The organism is Actinomadura parmotrematis (assembly GCF_019458805.1).
Taxonomy (GTDB): Bacteria; Actinomycetota; Actinomycetes; order Streptosporangiales; family Streptosporangiaceae; genus Spirillospora; species Spirillospora parmotrematis.
On record NZ_JAIBOA010000029.1, the window covers coordinates 59,266 to 83,190 of the forward strand.

At 75.2% G+C, this 23,925-nt stretch carries 20 protein-coding genes; 12 read left to right on the forward strand and 8 right to left on the reverse strand.

Features of this window, described 5'->3' with window-relative positions:
- The first annotated feature begins 2 nt into the window (after positions 1-2).
- The 3 genes from K1Y72_RS32100 to K1Y72_RS32110 all read left to right on the forward strand — a co-directional run bounded on the left by K1Y72_RS32100 (position 3) and on the right by K1Y72_RS32110 (position 4,411).
- A complete protein-coding gene (locus tag K1Y72_RS32100; RefSeq protein WP_220170281.1) occupies positions 3-1,082 on the forward strand; it encodes an inositol-3-phosphate synthase in 1,080 nt (359 codons plus the stop codon).
- A 182-nt stretch (positions 1,083-1,264) separates the two neighbouring features.
- A complete protein-coding gene (locus tag K1Y72_RS32105; RefSeq protein WP_258574299.1) occupies positions 1,265-3,049 on the forward strand; it encodes an ABC transporter substrate-binding protein in 1,785 nt (594 codons plus the stop codon).
- A gap of 69 nt (positions 3,050-3,118) precedes the next feature.
- The gene (locus K1Y72_RS32110; RefSeq protein WP_220170282.1) at positions 3,119-4,411 is read left to right on the forward strand and encodes an MFS transporter; all 1,293 of its coding nucleotides are present in this window, start codon (positions 3,119-3,121) and stop codon (positions 4,409-4,411) included.
- Positions 4,412-4,427: 16 nt separating this feature from the next.
- On the opposite strand, the gene K1Y72_RS32115 is transcribed toward K1Y72_RS32110, so the two are convergent.
- From K1Y72_RS32115 to K1Y72_RS32140, 6 genes are all read right to left on the reverse strand, one after another.
- Complete coding sequence (locus tag K1Y72_RS32115) at positions 4,428-5,399, reverse strand: beta-ketoacyl synthase N-terminal-like domain-containing protein (protein WP_220170283.1); 972 nt, start codon at positions 5,397-5,399, stop codon at positions 4,428-4,430.
- A complete protein-coding gene (locus tag K1Y72_RS32120) occupies positions 5,399-6,631 on the reverse strand; it encodes a beta-ketoacyl-[acyl-carrier-protein] synthase family protein (RefSeq protein WP_220170284.1) in 1,233 nt (410 codons plus the stop codon). The genes K1Y72_RS32115 and K1Y72_RS32120 overlap by 1 nt, the downstream gene beginning before the upstream one ends.
- Complete coding sequence (locus tag K1Y72_RS32125) at positions 6,625-6,885, reverse strand: acyl carrier protein (protein WP_220170285.1); 261 nt, start codon at positions 6,883-6,885, stop codon at positions 6,625-6,627. The genes K1Y72_RS32120 and K1Y72_RS32125 overlap by 7 nt, the downstream gene beginning before the upstream one ends.
- An 82-nt stretch (positions 6,886-6,967) precedes the next feature.
- Complete coding sequence (gene cqsA / locus K1Y72_RS32130) at positions 6,968-8,155, reverse strand: alpha-hydroxyketone-type quorum-sensing autoinducer synthase (protein WP_220170286.1); 1,188 nt, start codon at positions 8,153-8,155, stop codon at positions 6,968-6,970.
- 131 nt (positions 8,156-8,286) lie between these two features.
- A complete protein-coding gene (locus K1Y72_RS32135) occupies positions 8,287-9,615 on the reverse strand; it encodes an adenosylmethionine--8-amino-7-oxononanoate transaminase (protein WP_220170287.1) in 1,329 nt (442 codons plus the stop codon).
- On the reverse strand, positions 9,612-11,081 hold the full coding sequence (locus tag K1Y72_RS32140) for a CCA tRNA nucleotidyltransferase (RefSeq protein ID WP_220170288.1): 1,470 nt from the start codon (positions 11,079-11,081) through the stop codon (positions 9,612-9,614). The genes K1Y72_RS32135 and K1Y72_RS32140 overlap by 4 nt, the downstream gene beginning before the upstream one ends.
- 307 nt (positions 11,082-11,388) lie before the next feature.
- Between K1Y72_RS32140 and K1Y72_RS32145 the strand changes: the two genes are divergently transcribed.
- From K1Y72_RS32145 to K1Y72_RS32170, 6 genes are all read left to right on the forward strand, one after another.
- Complete coding sequence (locus K1Y72_RS32145; RefSeq protein WP_220170289.1) at positions 11,389-11,919, forward strand: aminoacyl-tRNA deacylase; 531 nt, start codon at positions 11,389-11,391, stop codon at positions 11,917-11,919.
- A 135-nt stretch (positions 11,920-12,054) separates the two neighbouring features.
- Positions 12,055-14,502: a DUF6049 family protein gene (locus K1Y72_RS32150; RefSeq protein ID WP_220170290.1), complete on the forward strand. Its 2,448-nt coding sequence runs from the start codon at positions 12,055-12,057 to the stop codon at positions 14,500-14,502.
- Between the two features lie 91 nt (positions 14,503-14,593).
- Entirely contained in the window at positions 14,594-16,210 is a 1,617-nt protein-coding gene (murJ, locus tag K1Y72_RS32155; protein ID WP_220170291.1) for a murein biosynthesis integral membrane protein MurJ, read from the forward strand.
- 201 nt (positions 16,211-16,411) lie between these two features.
- Positions 16,412-18,016, forward strand: a complete 1,605-nt coding sequence (locus K1Y72_RS32160) for a protein kinase family protein (RefSeq protein ID WP_220170292.1) — start codon at positions 16,412-16,414, stop codon at positions 18,014-18,016.
- 192 nt (positions 18,017-18,208) lie between these two features.
- The gene (gene sigM, locus K1Y72_RS32165; RefSeq protein WP_220170293.1) at positions 18,209-18,829 is read left to right on the forward strand and encodes an RNA polymerase sigma factor SigM; all 621 of its coding nucleotides are present in this window, start codon (positions 18,209-18,211) and stop codon (positions 18,827-18,829) included.
- On the forward strand, positions 18,829-19,575 hold the full coding sequence (locus K1Y72_RS32170; protein WP_220170294.1) for an RsmA family anti-sigma factor: 747 nt from the start codon (positions 18,829-18,831) through the stop codon (positions 19,573-19,575). The genes sigM and K1Y72_RS32170 overlap by 1 nt, the downstream gene beginning before the upstream one ends.
- 73 nt (positions 19,576-19,648) lie before the next feature.
- On the opposite strand, the gene K1Y72_RS32175 is transcribed toward K1Y72_RS32170, so the two are convergent.
- Entirely contained in the window at positions 19,649-20,218 is a 570-nt protein-coding gene (locus K1Y72_RS32175) for a dienelactone hydrolase family protein (RefSeq protein ID WP_220170295.1), read from the reverse strand.
- A 186-nt stretch (positions 20,219-20,404) separates the two neighbouring features.
- On the opposite strand from K1Y72_RS32175, the gene trxB reads away from it, so the two are divergent.
- Both trxB and trxA read left to right on the forward strand, forming a co-directional pair.
- Positions 20,405-21,382: a thioredoxin-disulfide reductase gene (gene trxB, locus K1Y72_RS32180; RefSeq protein WP_220170296.1), complete on the forward strand. Its 978-nt coding sequence runs from the start codon at positions 20,405-20,407 to the stop codon at positions 21,380-21,382.
- Between the two features lie 18 nt (positions 21,383-21,400).
- The gene (gene trxA / locus K1Y72_RS32185) at positions 21,401-21,715 is read left to right on the forward strand and encodes a thioredoxin (protein WP_220170297.1); all 315 of its coding nucleotides are present in this window, start codon (positions 21,401-21,403) and stop codon (positions 21,713-21,715) included.
- 66 nt (positions 21,716-21,781) lie between these two features.
- Here trxA and K1Y72_RS32190 read toward each other — a convergent pair whose 3' ends face one another.
- The gene (locus K1Y72_RS32190; protein ID WP_220170298.1) at positions 21,782-22,399 is read right to left on the reverse strand and encodes a GNAT family N-acetyltransferase; all 618 of its coding nucleotides are present in this window, start codon (positions 22,397-22,399) and stop codon (positions 21,782-21,784) included.
- A gap of 280 nt (positions 22,400-22,679) precedes the next feature.
- Here K1Y72_RS32190 and K1Y72_RS32195 point away from each other — a divergent pair, with 280 nt between their 5' ends.
- Positions 22,680-23,912 (forward strand): aminotransferase-like domain-containing protein, encoded by a 1,233-nt coding sequence (locus tag K1Y72_RS32195; RefSeq protein ID WP_220170317.1) that lies wholly within the window; start codon positions 22,680-22,682, stop codon positions 23,910-23,912.
- The last annotated feature ends 13 nt before the right edge of the window (positions 23,913-23,925 follow it).

Consider the following 23,925-nt stretch of genomic DNA (forward strand, 5'->3'; position numbering starts at 1 on the left):
GGATGGGTTCGGTGCGCGTAGCCATCGTCGGTGTGGGCAACTGCGCCTCTTCCCTCGTCCAGGGCGTCGAGTTCTACAAGGACGCGGCCCCCGAGACGCGAGTGCCCGGCCTGATGCACGTCCAGTTCGGCGACTACCACGTCGGCGACGTCGAGTTCGTGGCCGCGTTCGACGTGGACGCCAAGAAGGTCGGGATGGACCTGTCCGAGGCCATCCACGCCAGCGAGAACAACACCATCAAGTTCGCCGACGTCCCGCCGAGCGGCGTGACCGTGCAGCGCGGCCACACCTTCGACGGCCTCGGCGAGTACTACCGCGACATGGTCGAGGAGTCGTCGGCGCAGCCGGTCGACGTCGTGCAGGCCCTGAAGGACGCCGAGGTCGACGTCCTCGTGTCGTACCTGCCGGTGGGCTCGGAGGAGGCGGACCGCTTCTACGCGCAGTGCGCCATCGACGCCAAGGTCGCCTTCGTCAACGCCCTCCCGGTCTTCATCGCCTCCGACCCCGAGTGGGCGGCCAAGTTCACCGACGCCGGCGTGCCGATCGTCGGCGACGACATCAAGTCGCAGGTCGGCGCGACCATCACGCACCGCGTGATGGCCAAGCTGTTCGAGGACCGCGGCGTCGAGCTGCTGCGCACGTACCAGCTCAACTTCGGCGGCAACATGGACTTCATGAACATGCTGGAGCGCAAGCGCCTGCAGTCCAAGAAGATCTCCAAGACGCAGTCGGTCACCTCCCAGATCCCGCACGAGATGGCGAAGGCCGACGTGCACATCGGCCCGTCGGACCACGTGCCGTGGCTGGACGACCGCAAGTGGGCCTACGTCCGCCTGGAGGGCAAGTCCTTCGGCGACACCCCGCTGAACCTGGAGTACAAGCTGGAGGTCTGGGACTCTCCGAACTCCGCCGGCGTCATCATCGACGCGGTGCGCGCCGCCAAGATCGCCAAGGACCGCGGCATCGGCGGCCCGATCCTGTCGGCCAGCTCCTACTTCATGAAGTCCCCGCCCGAGCAGTACAACGACGACCAGGCCCGCCAGGCCGTCGAGGCGTTCATCAAGGGCGAGGTCGAGCGCTGAGCGACCGCCCCGCGCGACCGAGAGGCTGATCACACCGGCCGGTGAGAGGGCCCTGGCAGTGGACACCACTGTCAGGGCCTCCTTACTTTCTCCAAGGAAAGTCGTGATCTGAGGGCCGTTGTCACGCTCTGGCCCTACTGTGGCACTTCCCGTGACGGGCGGGCCGCTGGGGAGGACGGGCAATGGCGTCGATCGCGTTCAGGGTGACGGCCGGGACGGTGGGGATGGCCGTGGCGGGCGCCGCCGCCCTCGCGGGGTGCGCCGGGCCGGGCGGCGAGGGCTCGCGGACGGGGCCGGTCCGCGACGGCGGGACGCTGCGGATCGCCGGGTCCTCCGACGTCGACCACCTCGACACCGCGAGCGCCGGCAGCACCGTCGCGTACGGCCTGACCCGGACGTTCGCGCGGACGCTGCTCGGCTACCAGGCGTCGAACTCCTTCGACGAGACGGTCCCGGTGCAGGCCGACATGGCCGCGCGCGTCCCCACCCGCGAGAACGGCGACGTCTCCAAGGACGGCCGCACCTACACCGTGCGGCTGCGCCCGGGCGTGCGGTGGAACACGGCGCCGCCGCGGCCGGTCGTCGCGCAGGACTTCGTCCGCGGCTTCGAGCGCCTCTGCAACCCCGCGTCCCCGTCGCCGGGCCAGGGCTACTTCCGCTCGACGCTGAAGGGCATGGACGCCTACTGCAAGGGGTTCGCCGGCGTGGACCCGCGCAGCGCCGCGGCCATCGCCCGCTACCAGCGGGACCACTCCATCGAGGGCGTGCGCGCCGACGGCGACGGCAAGATCGTGTTCGAGCTGCGGGAGCCCGCCGCCGACTTCCCGAACCTGCTCGCGCTCCAGTACGCCGCCGCCGCGCCCCGCGAGTACGACGCCTACGTGCCCGACAGCGCGGAGTTCCGGCGGCACACCGTCTCCGACGGCCCGTACCAGATCACCGACTACCGGCCCGGCCGCTCCTACACGCTCGGCCGCAACCCGGTGTGGCGCGCGGCCGACGACCCGCTGCGCGGCCGGCACGCCGACCGCATCGAGATCACCCTCGGCCAGGACTCGGCGGAGAGCGTGCAGCGGATGCTGGAGGGCGGCTCCGCCGACCTCGCCTGGGACCAGCCGGTGCCGACGTCCGCGCTGCCGCGGCTGCGCGGCGACGCCCGGTTCGCGGTGCGGGACCTGCCGAGCGCGAACCCCTACCTGGTGTTCAACACGCGCAGCCCGTCGAACGGCGGCGCGCTCGGCAAGCCCGAGGTGCGGCGGGCGCTGGAGTACGCGGTGGACCGGTCCGCGCTCGTGAAGATCGCGGGCGGTCCGGACGTGGCGGCGCCGCTGCACACCGTGATCCCGCCGGGCAACGCCGGGTACGCCCCCGCGAACCCCTACCCGGTGCCCGGCGAGGGCGCCGACCCGGCGACCTGCCGGGCGCGGCTCGCCAAGGCCGGATACCGGTCCCTGACGCTGCGCTTCCCCTACCGCACCAACGGCCTGCACCGGCTGTTCGCGCAGTCGATCGCGGCGGACCTGAAGAACTGCGGGGTGACGGCCGAGCTCACCGCCGACACCGGCGGCGACTTCTACGGCCGCACCCTCGGCGACCCCGAGCAGGCCGCGGCGGGCCGCTGGGACATCGCGGCGCCCGGCTGGACGCCCGACTGGTACGGCGGCAACGGCCGGTCGATCATCCAGCCGCTGTTCGGGTCGCGGGCGATCGGCCGGGGCGGCACCAACTACGGCGGCTACTCCTCGCCGCAGGTGGACGCGCTCATCGACGCCGCCCTCACCGCGCCCGACGCCGGCCGCGCCGCCTGGTACTGGCAGCAGGCCGACCGGCAGATCATGCGGGACGCCGCGATCGTCCCGCTGCTGGACCGCGCCGTGCCGCTCTGCACCTCGGCCCGGGTGCGCGGCGCCCGGTTCCTGCCCACCGCGAACGGCTACGACTACACGCGGATCTGGCTCGCCCGATGACCCGCGCCGCCCGATGAGCCGCGCCGTCCGGCGGCGGGGCCGGTCGCCGGGGGCGCGTAGGGTGATCGCGTGAAGGCGGGTGACCTGCGGGGGATCGTGCGCGGCCGGGACTTCCGGCGGCTCTACGCGACCCGCCTGACCTCCCAGTTCACCGACGGGCTGTTCCAGGTCGCGCTCGCCGGCTACGTGTTCTTCTCCCCCGAGAAGGAGCCGTCGGCGGGCCGCGCCGCCGCCGCGTTCGCCGTCACCCTGCTGCCCTACTCGGCGCTCGGCCCGTTCGCCGGGGTGTTCATCGACCGCTGGCCGCGCCGCCGGATCCTCGTGTGGACGCCCGCGCTGCGCGCCCTGCTCGTCCTCGCGGTCGCCGGGCTCGTCGCCGCCGGGCACGACGGCGCCCTGTTCTTCCTCGGCGTGCTGCTCGTCCTCGGCGTCAACCGGTTCTTCCTGTCGGCGCTGTCGGCGGCGCTGCCGCACGTCGTGCCGCGCCCCGACCTCGTCACCGCCAACGCGTTCACCGTGACGTCCGGGACGGTCGCGGCGTTCCTCGGCGCGGGCGCCGGGTACGGGCTGCGGCGCCTGGCGGGCGGCGGCGCGGCCGGCACCGCCGTCCTCCTCGCGGCGGCCGCCGCGCTGTTCCTGGCCGCCGGGCTCACCGCGACGCGCCTGCCGGCCGGGCTGCTCGGCCCGCACTTGGACCGCGAGCGGCCGGAGGCGCGGCGGGCCGTCGGGACGGTGCTGCACGGCCTCGCCGACGGCGCCCGCTACATCCGCCGCCGCCGGCCCGCGCTGCTCGCCCTCGCCGCGATCTCCTTCCACCGGTTCCTGTACGGCATCGTGCTGATCATGACGCTGCTGCTCTGCCGGGGCCTGTTCACCGGCGGCGACGCCGAGGACGGCCTGGCGGCGTTCGGGCTGATGCTCGGGGTGTCGGGGGCGGGCTACTTCGCGGCGGCGCTCGCGACCCCGGCGGTGGTGCGCCGCATCAGCAAGCAGGCGTGGATCGCGCTGCTGCTGGCGGCCGGGGCGGCCGCGCTCGCGCTGTTCGGGCTGCCGTTCGCCGAAGGCCCGTGGGCGGCGGGGGCGTTCGCGCTCGGCGTCGTGTCGCAGGGCGTGAAGCTCTGCGTCGACACCATCCTCCAGGAGTCGATCGACGACGCCTACCGGGGCCGCGTCTTCGCCGTCTACGACATGCTCTTCAACGCCGCGTTCGCGGCGGCCGCCGCGGCGGCGGCGACGTGGCTGCCCGCCGACGGCCGTTCCTACGCCACGCTCGCCGCCGTCATCGCGGCCTACCTGCTGGGCGCCGCCGCCTACCGGGCCGCCGCCGCGCGCGCGCCGGAACCCGTCGCGGCAGACCGGTAGCCGCCGGAAAGCGCGGTCACGCCATTCGCAGGACGGCGGCGGAGACCTGCCCGGCCGGGTCGGCGCCGGCGACGACCGCGACGCGCCCCGCCGCGTCGGCGAGCGCCGCGAGCGCGGCGGCGATCTGGAACACCGCCGCGACCGCGCCGGTGTCGCCGATGAGACCCCGCGCGTCGGGCATCCGGGCGGCGGCGCGCGCGGGGACGCCCGCGCCCTCCAGGCCGGGCGTCGCGGCCCACACGCCGGCGGGCGCGACCCGGGCGCGGTCCAGCGCGCGGCGGGCGACGTCCGCGAGGGCCGCGTCGACGCCGGACGCGACGGCGAGCACCCGGGCGAGCGCGCCCGGCGTCCCGGCGCGCTCCAGCCGGAGCACCGCGGCGCCCTCGCCGAGGCGGGCGGGCGCGCCGTCCCGCCCGTGGTGCTCCAGCCAGGACCGGGCCGGCGAGTACTCCTCGGCGGCGCCGCAGAGCACCGCCGCGGCGCGCCCGGCGAGCAGCAGCCGCCGCGCGTGGGCGAGGCCGAGCAGCCCGGACGCGCGGCCCCCGGCGATCGTGATGTTCGGGCCGGTCAGGCCGTGCCGGAGGGCGCACTGCCCGGCGGCGCAGTTCATCACCGCGCCCGGGACGGCCGCGGGCGCCACGTCGAAGGGCCGCTCGCCGGTCAGCGACGCGGCGGTGAAGTCGGTCATCGACTGCGCGCTGCCGCCCGTCGTGCCGAGGACGAGCGCGGTGCCGGGCCCGGCGGGACGGTCCGCGACGAGCGCCCCGACGGCGGCGACGGCGAGGCCGGTGACCCGGTCCATCGCGCGGGTGCCCCGGCGGCCGAGCGCCGCGCGCGGGTCGAAGCCCGGCACGAGGCACACCTCGGTGTCCGGCACGTCCGCCGGGTCGGCCGCGGCGGCGGCGGGACGGCCCGCCCGCACGGCCTCGGCGAAGGGACCGCCGCCCGTCCCGTAGGGCGACAGCGCGGTCCACGCGGTGATGTCCATCAGGCCGCCCCCGCCGCGCCGTGGCGGCCGAGCAGCACGACGGCGTTGGTGCCGCCGAAGGCCAGGCCGTTGCTCTGCACGACGCGCAGGTCGGCCTCGACGGCCTCGTTCGGGACGCAGTCGAGCCCGCACTCGGGGTCGGTACGCCGGTGGTTGATGGTCGGCGGCACGAACCGGTGGGCGATCGCGAGCGCGCAGGCGACCGCGGACAGCGCGCCCGCCGCGCCCATCGTGTGGCCGAACATCGACTTCAGCCCGACCGTGCGCGGCGGCGCGTCCCCGAACACCGCCCGGATCGCGCGGGCCTCGGTGACGTCGTTGGCGCGGGTGCCGGTGCCGTGCGCGGAGATCAGGTCGACGTCGGCGGGCGCCACCCCGGCGTCGGCGAGCGCCAGCTCCATGCAGCGGGCCACGCCGCGCTCGTCGGGCGCGACGGGGTGGCGGGCGTCGCAGTTCAGCCCGTACCCGAGGACCTCGGCGTGGACGCGGGCGCCGCGGGCGCGCGCCGAGTCCAGGCTCTCCAGCACGAGGACGCCGGCGCCCTCGCCGGGCAGGATGCCGCGCCGGCCCGCGTCGAAGGGCCGGCAGGCGTCGGGCGCGACGGTGCCGAGCCGGTAGAACGCGGTGAAGGTCTTGCGGCAGAGCGCGTCGGCGCCGCCGCAGAACGCCAGGTCGGCGTCGCCGACGCGGACCGCGTCCAGGCCGTCGCCGATGGCGTGGGTGCCGGCGGCGCAGGCCGTCCCGAAGGTGATCGCCTCGGCGGCGGTGAGGCCGAGCTCGCGGGCGGCCGCCGCCGGCAGGGCGGCCGCGGGGACGCGGCGGACGGCGGCCCGGTCCAGCGCGGCGGGCCCGGCCGCGAGCCGGGCGGCGGTGAGGGCGTCCAGCTCGTCCGCGCCGCCGTCGGTGGTGCCGATCGCGACCTGGCAGCGGGCGCCGCGCAGGTCGGCGTCGGTCAGCCCGGCGTCGGCCGCGGCCATCCGCGCCGCCGCCGCGGCGAACCGGGCGGCGCGGCCGAGCCCGGCCGCCGGGACGCGGCGGAGCACCCGGCCCGCGTCGAAGCCGGTGACGGGGCAGCCGGTGGCGTGCGCGTACCCGGCGGTGTCGAAGGCGGTGATCGGCGCGGCGCCGCTCCGCCCGGCGCGCAGCCCGGCGGCGAACCCCGCCGCGCCGGTGCCGATGCTGGAGACCGCGCCGAGGCCGGTCACCACCACCCGGCGCGGGGCGGCTACCATCCCGGCGCCTCGGCGAGCACCGCGCGGACGCCCCGCACGTCCACCATGCGGGGCAGCTCGCGCTGGTCGATGGCGACCCGGAACTCGCGCTCCAGCGCGGCCAGCAGGTCGATCAGCGCCATCGAGTCGGCGCCGTGGTCCTCCACGAACAGGTCGCCCTCGCCGATCTCGGCGGGGTCCAGCTCCAGGTGCTCGGCGACGATCTCGACGATCCGCGCGGTGCGTCCTCGGTCAGGGTCCGTTCCGGTGTGCATGCGTGCTCCTCGTTGGTGCGGCCGCGCGGGCGCGGCGGTGTGCGGAGGTGCGCGGTGGCGCCCGGGGTGGCCGGGCGGCGGTTCAGCGGGCCGCGGCGAGGCGGCGGGTCGACCGCCAGCGCGTCACGTCGGCGGTGTCGCGGACGGCGGCGCAGGCGTCCAGGATCCGGGCGACGCGGCGCTTGGTCAGGCCGGCGTGCACGGAGAACCGCAGCGCGGCGCCGTTGCGCCCGACCGCGGGGTGGGCGAACGGCGCGCCGAAGACGCCCTCGGCGTCCAGCGCGCCCTGGAGGCGGCAGAGCGCGTCCTCGCCGCCGGGCCGCAGGGACACGATGTGGCTGCGGCTCGGCGCGATGTTGTAGCCGAGGCCGGCGAGGCCGTCGCGGAGCAGCGCGGCGTTGCGGGCGAGCCGGGCGCGCCGCCGGTCGCCGATCTCGACCAGGTCGAGGACGGCGGCGAGCCCGGCGACGTCGTGCGGCAGCAGCGCCGTGCTGAAGACGGCCGGGTGCGCGTGGTACGGCAGGTAGGCGCCGACGCGGCGGTCGCAGGCGACCAGCCCGGCGCGGCCCGCGAACGCCTTCGCCAGGCTCGCGGTGCGGTAGGCGACGCGGCCGGCGAGGCCGAGCGCGGGCACGAGGCCGGCGCCGTCGGGGCCGAGCACGCCGAGGGTGTGCGACTCGTCGGCGACGACGGCGCAGCCGCTCCGCTCGGCGACCTCGACGATCTCGGGCAGCGGGCAGAAGTCGCCGCCGACGCTGTAGAGCGTGTCGACGGCGATGAGGCCGGGCCCGTGCCGGCCGATCAGCCGTTCCAGGTGGCCGGTGTCGTTGTGCGCGAAGACGCGGGCGGCGGCGCGCGCGGCGTCGATGCCGGCGCGCAGCGAGGCGTGCGCGGCGGCGTCCACGTAGACGGGCGAGCACGGCGGCGCGATCGCCTGCACGAGCCCGACGTTCGCGGCCCATCCGGACTGGCAGAGCCGCACCGACGGCGCGTCCAGAAAGGCGGCGAGGCGTGCCTCCAGCGCCCGCTGCGGGTCGCCGTCGGCGAGGTGGGCGCCCGACATGAGGGCCCCACAGCCCCCGGCGCGGAGCGCCGCCACCTGTCTCTCCACCACGTGCGGATGGGCGCCGATCGCCAGGTAGTCGTTGCTCATCAGCACCTCGGCGCCCGGCCCGGGTGCGGCCCTTCCCTGGAACAGCGCGCCGCCCCAGCCGGCCCGTCTCGCGTCCCACGCGTCGAGACGGGCGGTCAAGGAGACCGGTTCGTCCACGTTCGATCCTCATCCCTGTTTCGGTGACCCAGGGAAGAGCCTGCCGAGGCGAGGGCGGCGGCGCGGCCTCCTCCGCCCCCAACAGTTGAAGCCTTTACTTCAATAAGGGGCGACCGAAAATCGGGCGCGGGTCACCGGGCGCCCGGAGCCAGGGACGCGGCGACCGCGTACAGCGCGTCCGCGATGTGCCCCGTCTCGTCCTCCGTGCACACGTAGGGCGGCATCGCGTAGACCAGCCGCCCGAACGGGCGCAGCCAGACGCCGTGGTCCATCGCGACCTCCTGCGCCGCCGCGACGTCCACCGGCTCCTCGGTCTCCACGACGCCGATCGCGCCGAGCACCCGGACGTCCCGGACGCCCGGCAGGTCGCGCGCGCCCGCGAGACCCGCGGTGAGGACGGCCTCGATGGTGTCGACCTCCGCGCGCCAGTCCCGCGACAGCAGCAGGTCGACGGACGCCGACGCGACGGCGGCGGCGAGCGGGTTGCCCATGAACGTCGGGCCGTGCATCAGCGCCGGCGCCTCCCCGCCGGAGATGCCGGCGGCGATCTCGGCGGTGCAGAGCGTCGCCGCCATCGACAGGTAGCCGCCGGTCAGCGCCTTGCCGACGCACATGATGTCGGGCGCGACCTCGGCGTGGTCGCAGCCCCACAGCTCGCCGGTGCGGCCGAACCCGGTGGCGATCTCGTCGAGGATCAGCGGCACGCCGTGCTCGTCGGCGAGGTCGCGGAGCGCCCGCAGGTACTCGGGCGCGTAGAAGCGCATGCCGCCGGCGCCCTGCACGACCGGCTCCACGATGATCCCGGCGAGCTCCCCGGCGTGCTCGCCCGCGAGCCGCTCCAGCCCGGCGAGGTAGCCGGGGTCGGGCTCGGCGTCGTAGCCGGCGGGCGGCTCGGGCGCGAACACGTGCCGGGCGAGGACGTCGGTGAACAGGTGGTGCATCCCGTTGACCGGGTCGCAGACGGCCATGTCGCCGAAGGTGTCGCCGTGGTAGCCGCCGCGCACGGTGAGCAGCCGGTGCCGCTCGGGACGGCCCCGCGCGCGCTGGAGCTGCAGCGCCATCTTGATCGCGACCTCGACGGCGACCGAGCCGGAGTCGGCGAGGAACACCTTCTCCAGCGGCGCGGGCGTGATCGCGACCAGCTTTTCGGCCAGCCGGATCGCGGGCGGGTGGGTGAGGCCGCCGAACATCACGTGCGCCATCCGCCCGAGCTGCCCGGTGACGGCGGCGTCCAGCGCCGGGTGCCGGTAGCCGTGGATCGCCGCCCACCACGACGACATCCCGTCGATCAGCTCGGTGCCGTCGGCGAGGGTGAGCCGCACCCCCGCCGCCCCGACGACCAGCTCCGGCGCGACGGCGGCGGGCATCGGCGCGTAGGGGTGCCAGACGTGGGCGGCGTCGTAGCCGCGCAGCCGGTCCGCCTCCGCCGGGCTCATCCGGCCGAGCCTCAGGTCGATCATCGCGCGTCCCCGGTCCCCTGCCCCGCGGTCTCCTGTTCGGCGGCCCAGCGGCGCAGCTCCGCCACCGCCGCGTCGTGGCCGATGATCCCCCGGTCCAGGCGGACCTCCAGCAGGTGCTTGTAGGCGCGCCCGACCAGCGGGCCCGGCGTGATCCCGAGCACCTCCTGGATCTGGTTGCCGTCCAGCTCGGGCCGCATCGCGGCGAGCTCCTCCTCCTGCGCGAGCCGGTCGATGCGCACCTCCAGCTCGTCGTAGGTGCGGCGGAGCCGGTCGGCCTTGCGCTTGTTGCGGGTCGTGCAGTCGGCGCGCGTCAGCTTGTGCAGGCGCGACAGCAGCGGCCCGGCGTCGCGGACGTAGCGGCGCACCGCCGAGTCCGTCCACTCGCCGTTGCCGTACCCGTGGAACCGCAGGTGCAGCTCGACGAGCCGCGACACCTCGGTCACGACGTCCTTCGGGTAGCGCAGCGCGGTCAGGCGCTTGCGGGTCATCTTCGCGCCGACCATCTCGTGGTGGTGGAAGGAGACCCGGCCGCCCTCCTCGAACCGGCGCGTCCGCGGCTTGCCGATGTCGTGCAGCAGCGCGGCGAGCCGCAGCACCAGGTCGGGGCCGTCCTCCTCCTGCGCGATGGCCTGCTCCAGGACGATCAGCGAGTGCTCGTAGACGTCCTTGTGCCGGTGGTGCTCGTCGATCTCCAGCCGCAGCTTCGGCAGCTCGGGCAGCACGCGCGCGGCGAGGCCGGTGTCCACCAGCAGCGCGAGGCCCTCGCGCGGGTGCGCGCCGCAGAGCAGCTTGGACAGCTCGTCGCGGACCCGCTCGGCCGACACGATCTCGATGCGCTCCGCCATCGCCGTCATCGCCTCGACCACGTCCGGCGCCACGGCGAACCCGAGCTGGGACGCGAACCGGGCGGCCCGCATCATCCGCAGCGGGTCGTCGCTGAAGGAGTCCTCGGGACGCCCCGGCGTGCGGATCACCTTGCGGCCGAGGTCGGGCAGGCCGCCGAACGGGTCGACGAACTCGTGGCCGGGCAGCCGCGCCGCCATCGCGTTCACCGCGAAGTCGCGCCGCCGCAGGTCCTCCACCAGCGACGTCCCGTAGGCGACGACCGGCTTGCGCGACTTCGGGTCGTAGGACTCGCTGCGGTAGGTGGTGATCTCCAGGTCGTGGCCGCCCTTGCGGAGGCCGACCGTGCCGAACTCGATGCCGATCGTCCAGTGGGTGTCCGCCCAGCCCTTGATGATCTCCAGGACGCGCTCGGGCGGCGCGTCGGTGGTGAGGTCGACGTCCTTGGTCGGGCGGCGCAGCAGCGCGTCCCGGACCGGGCCGCCGACGAGGGCCAGCTCGTGCCCGGCCGCGGCGAACCGGGCGCCCAGCTCGTCGGCGACGGGCGCGACGCCGCGGAGCAGCTCGGCGATCGCGGCGCGGGGCGGGGCGGGCGGGGTGGCGTTCTGTTCGGGCACGGCCATCGAGGGTAGTTCCTTGGCGAATCGGCTGACAAAAGGATGCACGGGCCGCGCGGGCGCCCGCGGGCTCTTCACATGACGCGATCCTCGGGTTACGTTCTGGACACCCCGGACGACCCCGCCGGCGAGACTCCCCGTGCTCCCACGGTAGCGGGACGGCCGGGGACCGCGGGCCACCGAGGCCGCGCGCGGGCGCCGGGCACGGGCACGCCCCTCCCCGGCCGCCGGACGGGCCGCCGTCGCCCAGGCAGCTGGGCCGGGCGGGCAGGACGGGGGGTGGCGCGGGATTTCCCGCAGGACGGAGCCGGTCATGAAGGACGCTCTCACCATCCACCGGGCGCTGCTGGAGCGGGAGACCCGCCACGAGATCGTGCGGCTGCCCATCCCCGTCGCGCACGCCGACGGGCTGCCGCGGGCGCTCGGACTGCCCGCCGGGCGGTGCCTGGTGACCCGCGTCTACGCCTGCACCGGGGCGCACCGCGCGCAGCGCTTCCTCGCCGGAGCGGTCGTCCCGGCCGGCGAGCGGCCGCGCGGCGACCTGCTGCGGGCCGCCACCGGCGCCCGGCTGGTCCGCCCGGCGCCCGCCGACCTCGTCAACGCCGCCACCGAGTACGCCGCCGGGTTCGTCTGCCCGCTGCTGCTGCCCGCCGGGATGCCGCTGTTCATCGACCGGGCGGCCGCCGTCGCCGCCGACGTCGTCTACACCGCGACCGGGGAGGCGTCCACCGCCCTCGGCATCGGCGCCCTGGACCTGCTGGCGCTGAGCGGCGCCGAGCCCGCCGAGCTGCTCGCCCCGCGCCGCCGCCGCGCCGCCCCCGCGCCCCGCCATCCGGTCGGCTGACGGCACCGCTTTCCTTAAGATCGCCATCGCGGGGTCGGACGGCCGCGGCGGCGCGGCTAACATCGACCGCGTGGTCCGGGAAAACGACGCCCGCCGCCGAGCCGCCCCGACGGGCGGCCATCGGGCGGCGCCGGCGTGAGAAGGCTCCGACGCGCGGCCGTGCTGGCCGCTCTGGTCCCCTGCCTCGCGGCGCAGGCCCCGGCGATGGCGGCGCCCCCGCACGCCGCGCGGGCGGGCGCCGCGAAGGCGGCGGGCGCCCCGGCCGCCGCCCGCGCCCGCGACCAGGTGACGATCGCGCTGACCAGGATGACCGCCAAGGTCTCCGCGGCCGGCGACCGGATCACCGTGACCGGAACGGTGCAGAACAACACCGGCAAGGCCGTCCCCTCCCTCGGCGTGCGGCTCCGCTTCTCCCAGCAGCGCATGACGAGCCGCTCCATGCTCGACCAGTACGCCGCCACGCAGCCCTACAACCTGAGCGGCTACTCCCCGACGGTGCCGGCCGCGGGAGCCGTCCCCGCCGGCGGCAAGCAGGCGTTCCGGCTGAGCATGAAGGCGACCGCCCTCGGCGTCGCGACCTTCGGCGTCGTCCCCGTCGGCGTCGAGGCCGTGAACGCCGCCGGGCAGCCGCTGAGCGGCGGCGTCACCTCCTTCGTCACCGTCGCGCCGAAGGGCCGCCGCGTCACCCCCGTCAAGATCGGCTGGGTCTGGCCGGTGATCGACCGGATGCACCGCACCAACGACCGCAACTTCACCGACGACCAGCTCGCGAAGGACGTCGCGCCCGGCGGCCGGCTCGCCGGCCTCGTCGCCGCCGCCCGCGGGTCGCGCACCCCCGTCACCTGGGCGGTCGACCCGGCGCTGCTCGACGACGTGCGGACGATGGCGACCGGCCCCTACACCGTCCGGCCCGTCGGCACCTCGATCACCAAGGAGATCGCGCCGACCGCCAAGAGCGCGGCGGCCGCCGCCTGGCTCGGCGACCTGAAGACCGCCGTCGGCTCCTCGCCCTACTTCGACGTGCCCTACGCCGACCCCGACGCCGTCGCGCTCGTCCGCTGGAAGATGACGGCCCAGCTGAAGGCCGCCTACGCCGCCGACAACCTCCAGGTCGCCGCCGACGTGCTCGGCCGCCCCGCCGACGCCCGCATCGCCTGGCCCGTCGCCGGCCTCGCCGGGCGCGGCACCATCGACCAGCTCACCAGGCTCGCCAAGATCGGCAAGGGCGACGGCGCGCTGCTGCTCAGCAAGCAGATGTTCGAGGACCCGGTGACCGGCTACACCAGCGGCGCGACCACCACCGTCCCCACCTCCGCCGGCAACCGCACCGCCGTCACCTACGACGACGAGCTCAGCCGGATCGTCAGCCAGGACGACGGCGCGCCCGGCTCCGCCGTGCTCGTCCAGCAGCGCTTCCTCGCCGAGACCGCGATGATCAGCGCGGAGACGAGCGTCCCGCGCACCCTCGTCGTCGCGCCGACCCGGCACTGGAGCCCGAGCCGGCAGCTGGCGTCCGGGCTGCTCGCCGCCTCCTCCGCCGCGCCCTGGCTGAAGGCGGTCCCGCTGGACACGATCACCAGGGCGGCGCCCGAGCCGCGCCAGTACGCCGGCTACGCCGACGCCAACGAGCGCAACGAGCTCGGCGGCCCCTACCTCGCCGAGGTCCGCCGCTCCCTGGTCAAGGGCAGCGACCAGTTCAGCTCGATCATGGTGCCGCCCGCCGAGACCGGCTACCGCAAGGGCGTGCTGCGCGCCGTGTCGGCGTCCTGGCGCGGGCACAACGGCCGCGCCGTGCGGTCCCGCGACATGCTGGCCCGCCAGCTCGCGCACGACATGGCCAAGGTGGGGGTGCTCAGAACGGTGATCTCGCTGGCCGGCCGGTCCGGCGAGATCACCCTCACCGTCGCCAACGACCTGCCGCCCGGCCGGCGGATCAAGGCGCTGCTCCGCGTCGAGTCGGGCAACCGCGCCAAGCTGCAGATCGGCCGCATCGAGCAGCCGCACTACCTGGAGGTCGAGCTGAACGGCGGCCAGAAGGTCGCCAAGCGCATCCCCGTCCAGGTGTCGGGCAACGGCAACGTCACCGTGCACGCCGACCTGGTGTCGCCGGCCGACGGCCGTGTCTTCGGCCCCGGCCAGGACATCACCGTCCGGACCACGGCGCTCGGGCGGACCGCGCTGCTCATCACCGGCGGGGCGCTTGCCGTACTCTTCCTGGGCGTCGGAGTGCGCGCCACCAGGGCGCGGCGGCGCCGGAAAGCGGAGGCAGCTGTTGACGGGTCGACCGGAGGAATGGGAGCGACGGCGGTCGTGGGAGCCGGCCTCCCCGGCGCCGGGCCGGCCGGGGCCGGGTTCCCCCCCGACGGCGGGGACCGGCTCCCCGACGGGTCGCCCACCGGGTTCGGGACCGCGACCGGGAACGGGGCCGGCGCCCACGCCGCACCGTCCGGCGTACCCGGCGCCCACGCCGCCCCCGGCGCACCGCCGGCCGCGCCCGCCGATCCCTGGCGTCCCGCCGAACCCGACCGGACCGGCGACGGGCGCCCCTCCGGCGGCCGGCACCGCGGCGGAAACGGCGGTTGACCTCGAGATCCCGCCGATCACCGGCGCGGACCGGCCCGCCGCCGAGCCCGCGCCCCCCGCGAGCGGCGGGGACGGTGGCGGCGGCGGCATCATGCGGTCCGGCGCGATCATGGCGGTGGGGACGCTGGCGTCCCGCGTCACCGGGTTCCTGCGCACCAGCCTGCTCGCCGCCGCGCTCGGCGCCGGCGCCATCGCCGACGCCTACAACACCGCCAACACCGTCCCGTTCATCATCTACGACCTGCTCCTCGGGGGCGTGCTGACGGCGGTCGTGGTGCCGCTCATCGTCCGCGCCCGCGAGCGCGACGCCGCCTACGGCGCCCGCTACGAGCAGCGGCTGTTCACCCTCGCCGTCCTCGGCCTCGCCGTCATCACCGCCGTCACGGTGCTGCTCGGGCCGGTGTTCATCGACGTCTACGGCGGGTCGATGCACGGCTCGCAGCGCGACCTCGCGGTGCTGTTCGCCCGCCTGTTCGCGGTGCAGATCTTCTTCCTCGGCGTCAGCGCCTTCTCCGGCGCGATCCTCAACACCCGCAAGCGGTTCGCCGCGCCCATGTGGGCGCCGGTGCTGAACAACATCGTCATCTGCACCACCGCGCTCGCGTTCCTGCTCGTCACCGCCGGGAAGGTCACCCCCGACTCGATCTCCGGCCTCCAGGTGGGGCTGCTCACCGCCGGCACCGTCGGCGGCATGGCGCTGCAGACGCTCGCGCTCTGGCCGTCGCTGCGCGGCTCGGGGTTCCGCTGGCGGCCCCGGCTGGACTTCCGCAAGGGCGAGCTCGGCCAGATGGGCCGGATGGCGGTGTGGACGCTCGCCTACGTCGTCATCACCCAGATCGGCTTCGCGATCACCACCCGGCTGGCCAACTCGGCGGGCGTGCGGGGCCGCGCCGAGCACCTCGGCGACGTCGGCTACACCCCCTACTTCAACGCCTACCAGCTCTTCCAGCTGCCCTACGCGATCATCGGCGTGTCGGTGATCACCGCGCTGCTGCCGCGGATGAGCGAGCACGCCGCGGCCGGCCGGCTGGCCGAGGTCCGCGACGACTTCTCGGCCGGCCTGCGGCTCTGCTCGGTGATCATCCTGCCGGCGGCCGGGCTGATGGCGATGCTCGGCTCGGAGATCATCGTGGTGCTGCTGGCGCACGGCCAGACCACCCTCGCCAACGCGCACGTCATCGCCGAGGTGCTGCGGATGTTCGCGATCGCGCTGGTCCCGTTCGCCGGCTACCAGCTCATGCTGCGCGTCTTCTACGCCATGCAGGACACCCGCACCCCCGCGCTGATCAGCCTCGCCGTGGTCGGCACCAACATCGCCTGCGCGCTGACGGTGTACCGGCTGCTGCCCGCCGACAAGATCATCGTGGGGATCGCCGGCGGCTTCGCGCTGGCCCAGACGGCGGGCGCCGCGGTGAGCTGGGTCGTCCTCCGCCGCCGCCTGGACGGGATGGACGGCCGCCGCGTGCTCGGCACCTACGCCAAGCTCGCCGTCGCGCTCTGGCCGCTGATCGGGTTCGCCTACGCGGTGCACGCCGTCGTCACCGCCGCCCTCGGCGAGGGCCTGCTCCCCGGCCTGCTCGCCCTCGCCGTCGGCGGCGCGGGCGGCGGCGCCCTCTACCTGGCGTTCGCCAAGGCCCTGCGGGTCGGCGAGGTGCAGACGATGGTCGCCACGATCGCGGGGCGGCTGCCCGGCGTCCGGCGCGGCTGAGCGCGGGCGGGCGCGGGCGGGCGGGCGCGGCAAAGTACGCGGGACGCGCCGCGATAAGGCAGCCGCCCACCCCGGATGCCACTACCATGTGGGTGACCACGGCTTGCGGGGCGACACCCTGGGGAACGCAAAGAGGAGGGTCGGAGGCGTAAGCTGCCACGCCACGAACATGGGATCTGACCACCTGCGCTGGATGGTGCCGTGAGCACGTCAGTGATCGAGCCCGGCACCCGGCTGGCCGGCCGCTACCGCCTGGAAGAGCGCATCAGCAAGACCGGCGGATCCTCGCTGTGGAAGGCCATCGACGAGATCCTGGCGCGCGCCGTCGCCGTCCGCACCTTCGATCCCGAGTTCCCGCGCGTCGCCGAGGTCGTCACCGCCGCCCGCGCCGCCAGCCGGCTGACCGACCCGCGCCTCACCCAGGTCTTCGACGCCGACGACTCCGGCGAGGCCGCCTACGTCGTCAGCGAGTGGGTCGCCGGCGAGCCGCTGGAGCAGATGCTCGCCAAGGCGCCGCTGGAGCCCGGCCGCGCCGCCACCCTGCTGTACGAGGCCACCGAGGCGATCGCCGCCGCCCACGCGGCCGGCCTCGCCCACCTCTGCCTCACCCCGAGCGACCTCGTCTGGACGACCGGCGGCACCGTGAAGGTCCTCGGCATCGCCGTCGACGCCGTGCTGTGCGACCGCTACGACGAGGACCCCGCCGCCGAGGACGTGCGCGGCCTCGGCGCCATGCTCTACGCGGCCCTCACCGCCCGCTGGCCGGGCGACCCCGAGGCGTCCGCGCTCCCGGCCGCGCCCGCCGCGGGCGGCGTCCCCGAGCCGCCCCGGCAGGTCCAGGCGGGCATCGCGCAGGGCGTCAACGACATCGTCTGCCGCTGCGTCGGCATCCCGCTGCCCGGCGCCGAGCCGATCACCACGCCCGCCGGCATGGCGCGGGCGCTGCGCGGCGTGCCGCGCACCCCGCTGCCGCTGTTCGCGGGCCTCGGCAACGCCCAGCCGCCCGCGCCGCGCGCGCCCCGGCCGCCGTCCCCCACCACGACGACCCCGGACGCCACGCGCCCGCAGCACCGGCCCCAGCGCGGGTCGCAGCACGGGTCCCAGCACGGGCAGGAGCAGCGGCAGAGCCTCCGGCAGCCGCCGCCCGCCCCGCCGTCGCAGCGGACCGCCGCGGTGCCGCACGGCGGCGGTCCGCGCCGCTCCGGGCCGTCCAACAAGCTCCTCGCGGGCATCGCCGCGGCCGCCCTCACCGTCGTCGTCGGCATCACCGCGTTCGCGCTGAGCGGCGGCGACGACGGCAAGAAGGCCGGACCGGGCACCAGCGCCAAGCCCACCGCGACGGCGTCCACCGGCCCCGCCAAGCTCGACGTCAAGGCCGTCTACCCGTTCGAGGAACTGACGCAGGGCAGCCCCGAGAGCGGCATCAACGAGGGCCTCAACGCGCTGATCGACGGCGACGCCTCCACCGGGACGTGGCACACCTCGACGTTCAACGGCTCCGACTTCGGCCGCCTGGCCAAGGGCTTCGGCGTCGTGCTCGACCTCGGCGGCCCGCACCGGGTCACCGGCGCGAAGGTGGCGTCCAGGGCGAGCGGCGCCAAGCTGGAGCTGCGCGTCGGCGACGGCCGCACGCTCGCCGCGACGAAGTCCGCCGGTTCCGCGCAGGCGCAGCTCGGCACCGTCGAGATCAAGGCGGACACGCCGCTCACCGGCCGGTACGTCCTGGTCTGGTTCACCACGCCCGCCGTCACCGGCTTCAAGGCGAAGATGACGGAAGTGTCGGTCTACGGCACTCCCGCCTCCTGACCACCGCCCCCGCGCCGGGGTCACGAGTGGGTGGCGATCGGGACCGGCGATCTGCGCCCTGTGACGCCTGACCGCGCCAGTCGGTATCGTGCCTGACTGAGAGCAGAACATCCCCCCTTCCCCCCAGGAATCCGTGGTGTGCATCCCAGAGGTCGTGTCCCGCCGCCCCGCAGGTGACAGGAGCGGGCGGTCATGGCGTCGGTGAGCGTGCGGCGCGTCGACGAGGTCCCCGACAAGGAGCTGCTCGCGCGGCACGCCCAGGGGGACCCGCACGCGTTCGCCGAGCTCGTGAACCGGCACCGCGACCGCATGTGGGCGGTCGCGCTGCGCACCCTCGGCGACCCGGAGGAGGCCGCCGACGCCCTCCAGGACGCCTGCCTGTCGGCGTTCCGCGCGGCCGGCCGGTTCCGCGGCGACGCCGCCGTCACCACCTGGCTGCACCGCATCGTGGTGAACGCCTGCCTGGACCGCGTGCGCCGCCGCTCGGTGCGGCCCGCCACCCCGATGGGCGACGACGCCGCCTTCGACGCCGTCGCGCCGAAGATGCCCGACCCGACCGACGCGCACGGCGTCTCCCTCGACGTGCGGGAGGCGCTCGCCGCGCTGCCGTTCGAGCAGCGCGCCGCCCTCGTCCTCGTCGACATGATGGGCTACTCGGTCGAGGACGCCGCCCGCGTGCTGGAGGTCCCCGCCGGGACGATCAAGAGCCGGTGCGCGCGCGGGCGGGCCCGCCTCGCGCCGCTTCTCGGCCACCACCGGAACCGTCCGGCGCCCCGGAACGTCGGAGGTGGGGAAGGAGGTGGCACATCCTGATGAACAACCCCGCGCATCTCGATTACGACACTCTGGCTGACCTCGCCGAGGGACTGCTGGCGGACGACCGCGCCGCCTCCGTCAACGCGCACCTCGACGCCTGCGCCGACTGCCGGGACCGCTCCGCCGACCTTGCGGACGTCTCCCGGCTCCTGGCGGAGGCGCCCGTCCCTGCCATGCCCGCCGAACTGGCGTCGCGCATCGACCAGGCCATCGCGGCCGAGTCGCTGAACAGCGCCGCCGTCGCGAGCCTGGAGCAGCGACGCGGCAGGCGGCATTGGCGGATCCTGTCGGCCGCGGCGGCCACCGTCGCCGTCCTCGGCGGCGGCGCGGTCGTCGCGCAGTCGGCACTGCAGAACGGCGGCGACGGCGCCGCGCACGTCCCCGCGTCCGACGCGGGCCGCGCCGCGCCCCTGAACGCGGCCGCGTTCACCGTCGAGCACTCGGGCACCGACTACCGCGCCGGCGACGTCGCCCGGCAGGTCGGCGCGCTGCTCGGCACTCTCCGGACGGCGGAGCTGCGGACGCAGGGCGGGCAGGCCGCCGCGACGCTGCTCGGCTGCGTCGAGGCCGTCACCCGCGGCCGCACCCCCGAGCTGGTCGACCAGGCCCGCTACCAGGGGGCGCCCGCGACGGTCATCGCGGCGCCCGGCGCGTCCGGCGTCCGCGACATCTGGGTCGTCGGCGCCGACTGCACGCCGCAGCGGCCGCACGTCCTCGCCCACACCACCGCGTCCCGCGGCTGATCATCCCGCCGGCCCCGGAACGGCCGGCGACGACGCATGCCCCCGCCCGGCCGGGCGGGGGCATGCGTCGTTCTCACAGCTCGGCGAGGAAGTCCAGCGCGATCGCCCAGGCGCGGCCGGCGGCCTCGGCGTCGTGGTCGGGCAGGCCGGGGTCGGTGAACAGGTGGCCGACGCCCCGGTAGCGGAACACCTCGACGTCGGCGCCCGCCCGCCGCATCCGCAGGTACCAGGCGTTGACCCAGTCGACCGGCTCCCAGGTGTCGGGATCGGCGACGTGCAGCTGCACGGGGATGCCGGTGGACGCGTCGTCGGCCATGTCGGACGTGCCGTGCAGCATCAGCAGGCCGCGCGCCCGCTCGTCGCCGAGCGCGAGGTTCTGCGCGATGGACGCGCCGAGCGAGAACCCGGCGTAGACGAGACCCTCGGAGGCGAGCGGCGCGGCGGCCGCGATCGCGCGGCGCAGCAGCTCGTCCCGCCCGATCTCCTCCTTGATCTTGATGCCCTCCTCGGCGTCGTCCGTGACGCGCCCGCCGTACAGGTCGGGGACGGCCACCTCGTGGCCCGCGGCGCGCAGCCGCCCGGCCGCGTCGAGGACCGCGGGACGCAGCCCGTACATGGAGTGCAGCAGAAGAATCGACGCCATGTGGCAAAGCTTATGGCCGCCGTCACCCCAGGTCGGGACCGCCCGGGAATCCCCGGGGCCTAGGATCGGTTGACGCGACTGTCAGGCCGGTCGCGGCGGGAGGCGTGCAGCAGCCACGGGGGGCGCGGCTGCGGCCCCGCCGGCCGGATCGCGGCACCGAAGGCCATCGAGGAGAGGCACAGAACAGTGAGCGACGTCCGCAACGTCATCGTCATCGGCTCGGGCCCCGCGGGCTACACGGCGGCCATCTACGCGGCGCGCGGCGACCTGAAGCCGCTCGTGTTCGAGGGTTCGGTGACCGCAGGCGGAGCCCTGATGAACACCACCGACGTGGAGAACTTCCCCGGCTTCCCCGACGGCATCATGGGCCCCGACCTCATGGACAACCTGCGCAAGCAGGCGGAGCGGTTCGGCGCCGAGCTCATCACCGACGACGTCACCGAGGTCGACCTCACCGCCGACCCCAAGATCGTCCGTGTGGGCGACGAGGAGTATCGCGCCCGCGCCGTCATCGTCGCGACCGGCTCGGGCTACCGCGAGCTCGGCCTGGAGAACGAGAAGCGCCTGTCGGGGCGCGGCGTCTCCTGGTGCGCGACCTGCGACGGCTTCTTCTTCCGCGACCAGGACATCGCCGTCGTCGGCGGCGGCGACACCGCGATGGAGGAGGCGACCTTCCTCACCAAGTTCGCCCGCTCGGTGACCGTCGTGCACCGCCGCGACGAGCTGCGCGCCAGCAAGATCATGCAGGACCGGGCGCTGGCCAACGAGAAGATCCGGTTCGCCTGGAACAGCGAGGTCGCCGACGTCATCGGCGACGACCGGCTGCGCGCGATCACCCTCCGCGACACCGTCACCGGCGCCGAGCGCGAGCTGCCCGTCACCGGCCTGTTCATCGCGATCGGCCACGACCCGCGCAGCGAGCTGTTCGCCGGCCAGCTCGACGCCGACGCCGACGGCTACCTCACCGTCGAGTCGCCCACCACCAAGACCAAGATCCCCGGTGTGTTCGCCTGCGGCGACGTCGTCGACCACACCTACCGGCAGGCCATCACGGCCGCCGCCAGCGGCTGCTCGGCCGCCATCGACGCCGAGCGCTGGCTCGCCGACCGGGGCGCCGCCGAGACGGTCCCCCAGGACCCGGCGGAACTGTCCCACCAGGGCTGACCGATGAAGGAGAACGCCATGAAGGCCGTGACCGACGCCGACTTCGCCACCGAGGTCCTGAAGAGCGGCAAGCCCGTGCTCGTCGACTTCTGGGCGGAGTGGTGCGGCCCCTGCCGGATGGTCGCCCCCATCCTGGAGGAGATCTCGCAGGAGCACGGCGACAAGCTGGAGATCGTCAAGCTGAACACCGACGAGAACCCGGCCACCGCCACCGAGTACCAGATCATGCAGATCCCGAACCTGCTGGTCTTCAAGGACGGCGAGGTCGTCAAGCAGATCCTCGGCGCCAAGCCGAAGGCCGCGCTCGTCCGCGAGCTCGCCGAGTTCCTCTGATCCACCCGCACGCGCCGCGGCCCCCGTCCCTCGGGTAGAGGACGGGGGCCGCGGCGTTTCGCGGTGCTAGGCGGGGCGGAGCGCCCCCTCGGGCGTCATGGAGCCGAGCAGCCGCTCCAGCGCCACCTCGACGTCCTCCCGCCACGACATCGCCGACTTCAGCTCCAGCCGGAGCCGCGGGTAGCGGTGGTGCGGCCGGACCGTCTTGAACCCGACCGACAGCAGGTAGTCGGCGTGCACCAGGCAGGCCCCCGGACCGCCGACGAGGTCCCCGAACGCCTCGATCGCCTTCACCCCGCGCCGGGTGAGATCCTTCGCGACGCCCTGCACCAGCATCCGGCCGAGGCCGCCGCCGGTGAACTCCGGGGTGATGTGCGCGGTCATCAGCAGCACCGCGTCGGCGCTGACGGGGCTCGTCGGGAACGCCGTCGAGCGCGGCACGTACAGCGGCGGCGCGAACATCACGAACCCGGCGGGCACGTCGTCCACGTAGGCGATCTTCCCGCAGCTGCCCCAGTCCAGCAGCGTCGCCGAGATCCACGCCTCCTTCTCCAGGCCCGGATCGCCGGTCTTGGCGGCGCGCTCGCCGCTCACCGCGTCCAGCTCCCAGAACACGCACCGCCGGCAGCGGTGCGGCAGGTCGTCGACGTTGTCCAGCGTGATGTTGACGAGGCGACGCGACACCGACCCTGGCACCCCCCAGCGGCTTCGTGACCACGCGGCGGGTAGCACCGACGCGCCATTTCCCGGTGATTCCCGGCAACACTCCGGGACCCTCGGGCATCGTATCGGAAGGGGCCGGAAGGGATCGTTCCTCCCGCGACTCGCGCGGGGGCGCCTCCCCGGACCGGCCCGCCCATGCCGTAGTTTGCTCAGCAGATCCGAACACCCGTGGAGGTCCCTCGTGGAACAGCACGCGCGTACAGATGCCCATGCCGACCGCTACGCCGCCCGCGCCGCCGGGATGGTGCCGTCGGAGATCAGGGCCCTGTTCGCCGTGGTGTCCCGCCCCGAGGTCGTCTCCCTCGCCGGCGGCGCCCCCTACGTGTCCGCGCTGCCCCTCGACGTCGTCGGCGGCATGGTCGGCGACCTCGTCGCCGGCAAGGGCGCCGAGGTCCTCCAGTACGGCTCCGCGCAGGGCGACGAGGAGCTGCGCGCCCGCATCTGCGAGGTGATGGCGCTGGAGGGCGTCACCGCGAACGCCGACGACGTCGTCGTCACCGTCGGCGCCCAGCAGGGCCTCGACCTCCTCACCAAGATCTTCATCGATCCAGGGGACGTGGTGCTCGCCGAGGCCCCGTCCTACGTCGGCGCGCTCGGTACCTTCGCGTCCTACCAGGCCGACGTCGTGCACGTCCCGATGGACGGCGAGGGCCTCGTCCCCGCCGCGCTCCGCGAGACGCTGGCGCGCCTGCGCCGCGAGGGCCGCCGGGTGAAGTTCCTCTACACCGTCCCCACCTTCCAGAACCCGGCGGGCGTGACGCTGAGCGCCGCCCGCCGCGCCGAGGTCCTCGACATCTGCGCCGCGCACGACGTCCTCGTCGTCGAGGACAACCCCTACGGGCTGCTCTGCTACGACCACGAGCCCCTGCGGGCGCTGCGCGCGGACGACGACCGGGTCGTCTACCTCGGCTCGTTCTCCAAGACGATCGCCTCCGGCCTCCGCGTCGGCTGGGTGCTCGCCCCGCAGGGCGTCCGCACCAAGCTGGTCCTCGCCGCCGAGTCCGCGGTGCTCTGCCCGCCGAACTTCTCCCAGCTCGCCGTCCGCGAGTACCTGAACACCCAGCCCTGGCGCGAGCAGATCAAGAGCTTCCGCGAGCTGTACCGCGAGCGCCGCGACACCATGCTGGAGTCCCTGGACGCGCTCATGCCGGACGGCTGCACCTGGACGCGCCCGGCGGGCGGCTTCTTCGTCTGGCTCACCCTCCCCGAGGGCCTGGACGCCAAGGCGATGGCGCCGCGCGCCCTCGCCGAGCGCGTCGCCTACGTCCCCGGCACCGGCTTCTACGCCGACGGCACCGGGCAGCGGCACCTGCGCCTGTCCTACTGCTTCCCCGAGCCGCACCGGATCCGCGAGGGCGTCCGCCGGCTCGCCTCGGTGGTCCAGCAGGAGATCGGGATGCGGGACACTTTCGGGGGAGCCCGCCCGGACCGCGCCCCCCGCGGGGTGCACACGCCGGGACCGGGCATCGTCTGAGACATTCTGGAAC

What these genes read in the sequence shown, in the direction of transcription:
- K1Y72_RS32100 (WP_220170281.1), top strand. Translation starts at nt 3, where the DNA reads ATGGGTTCGGTGCGCGTAGCCATCGTCGGTGTGGGCAACTGCGCCTCT.
- K1Y72_RS32125 (WP_220170285.1), bottom strand. Translation starts at nt 6,885, where the DNA reads ATGCACACCGGAACGGACCCTGACCGAGGACGCACCGCGCGGATCGTC.
- K1Y72_RS32145 (WP_220170289.1), top strand. Translation starts at nt 11,389, where the DNA reads ATGAAGGACGCTCTCACCATCCACCGGGCGCTGCTGGAGCGGGAGACC.
- K1Y72_RS32175 (WP_220170295.1), bottom strand. Translation starts at nt 20,218, where the DNA reads ATGGCGTCGATTCTTCTGCTGCACTCCATGTACGGGCTGCGTCCCGCG.
- sigM (WP_220170293.1), top strand. Translation starts at nt 18,209, where the DNA reads ATGGCGTCGGTGAGCGTGCGGCGCGTCGACGAGGTCCCCGACAAGGAG.
- K1Y72_RS32105 (WP_258574299.1), top strand. Translation starts at nt 1,265, where the DNA reads ATGGCGTCGATCGCGTTCAGGGTGACGGCCGGGACGGTGGGGATGGCC.
- trxA (WP_220170297.1), top strand. Translation starts at nt 21,401, where the DNA reads ATGAAGGCCGTGACCGACGCCGACTTCGCCACCGAGGTCCTGAAGAGC.
- K1Y72_RS32140 (WP_220170288.1), bottom strand. Translation starts at nt 11,081, where the DNA reads ATGGCCGTGCCCGAACAGAACGCCACCCCGCCCGCCCCGCCCCGCGCC.
- K1Y72_RS32195 (WP_220170317.1), top strand. Translation starts at nt 22,680, where the DNA reads ATGGTGCCGTCGGAGATCAGGGCCCTGTTCGCCGTGGTGTCCCGCCCC.
- murJ (WP_220170291.1), top strand. Translation starts at nt 14,594, where the DNA reads ATGCGGTCCGGCGCGATCATGGCGGTGGGGACGCTGGCGTCCCGCGTC.
- K1Y72_RS32170 (WP_220170294.1), top strand. Translation starts at nt 18,829, where the DNA reads ATGAACAACCCCGCGCATCTCGATTACGACACTCTGGCTGACCTCGCC.
- K1Y72_RS32120 (WP_220170284.1), bottom strand. Translation starts at nt 6,631, where the DNA reads ATGGTAGCCGCCCCGCGCCGGGTGGTGGTGACCGGCCTCGGCGCGGTC.
- K1Y72_RS32115 (WP_220170283.1), bottom strand. Translation starts at nt 5,399, where the DNA reads ATGGACATCACCGCGTGGACCGCGCTGTCGCCCTACGGGACGGGCGGC.
- K1Y72_RS32135 (WP_220170287.1), bottom strand. Translation starts at nt 9,615, where the DNA reads ATGATCGACCTGAGGCTCGGCCGGATGAGCCCGGCGGAGGCGGACCGG.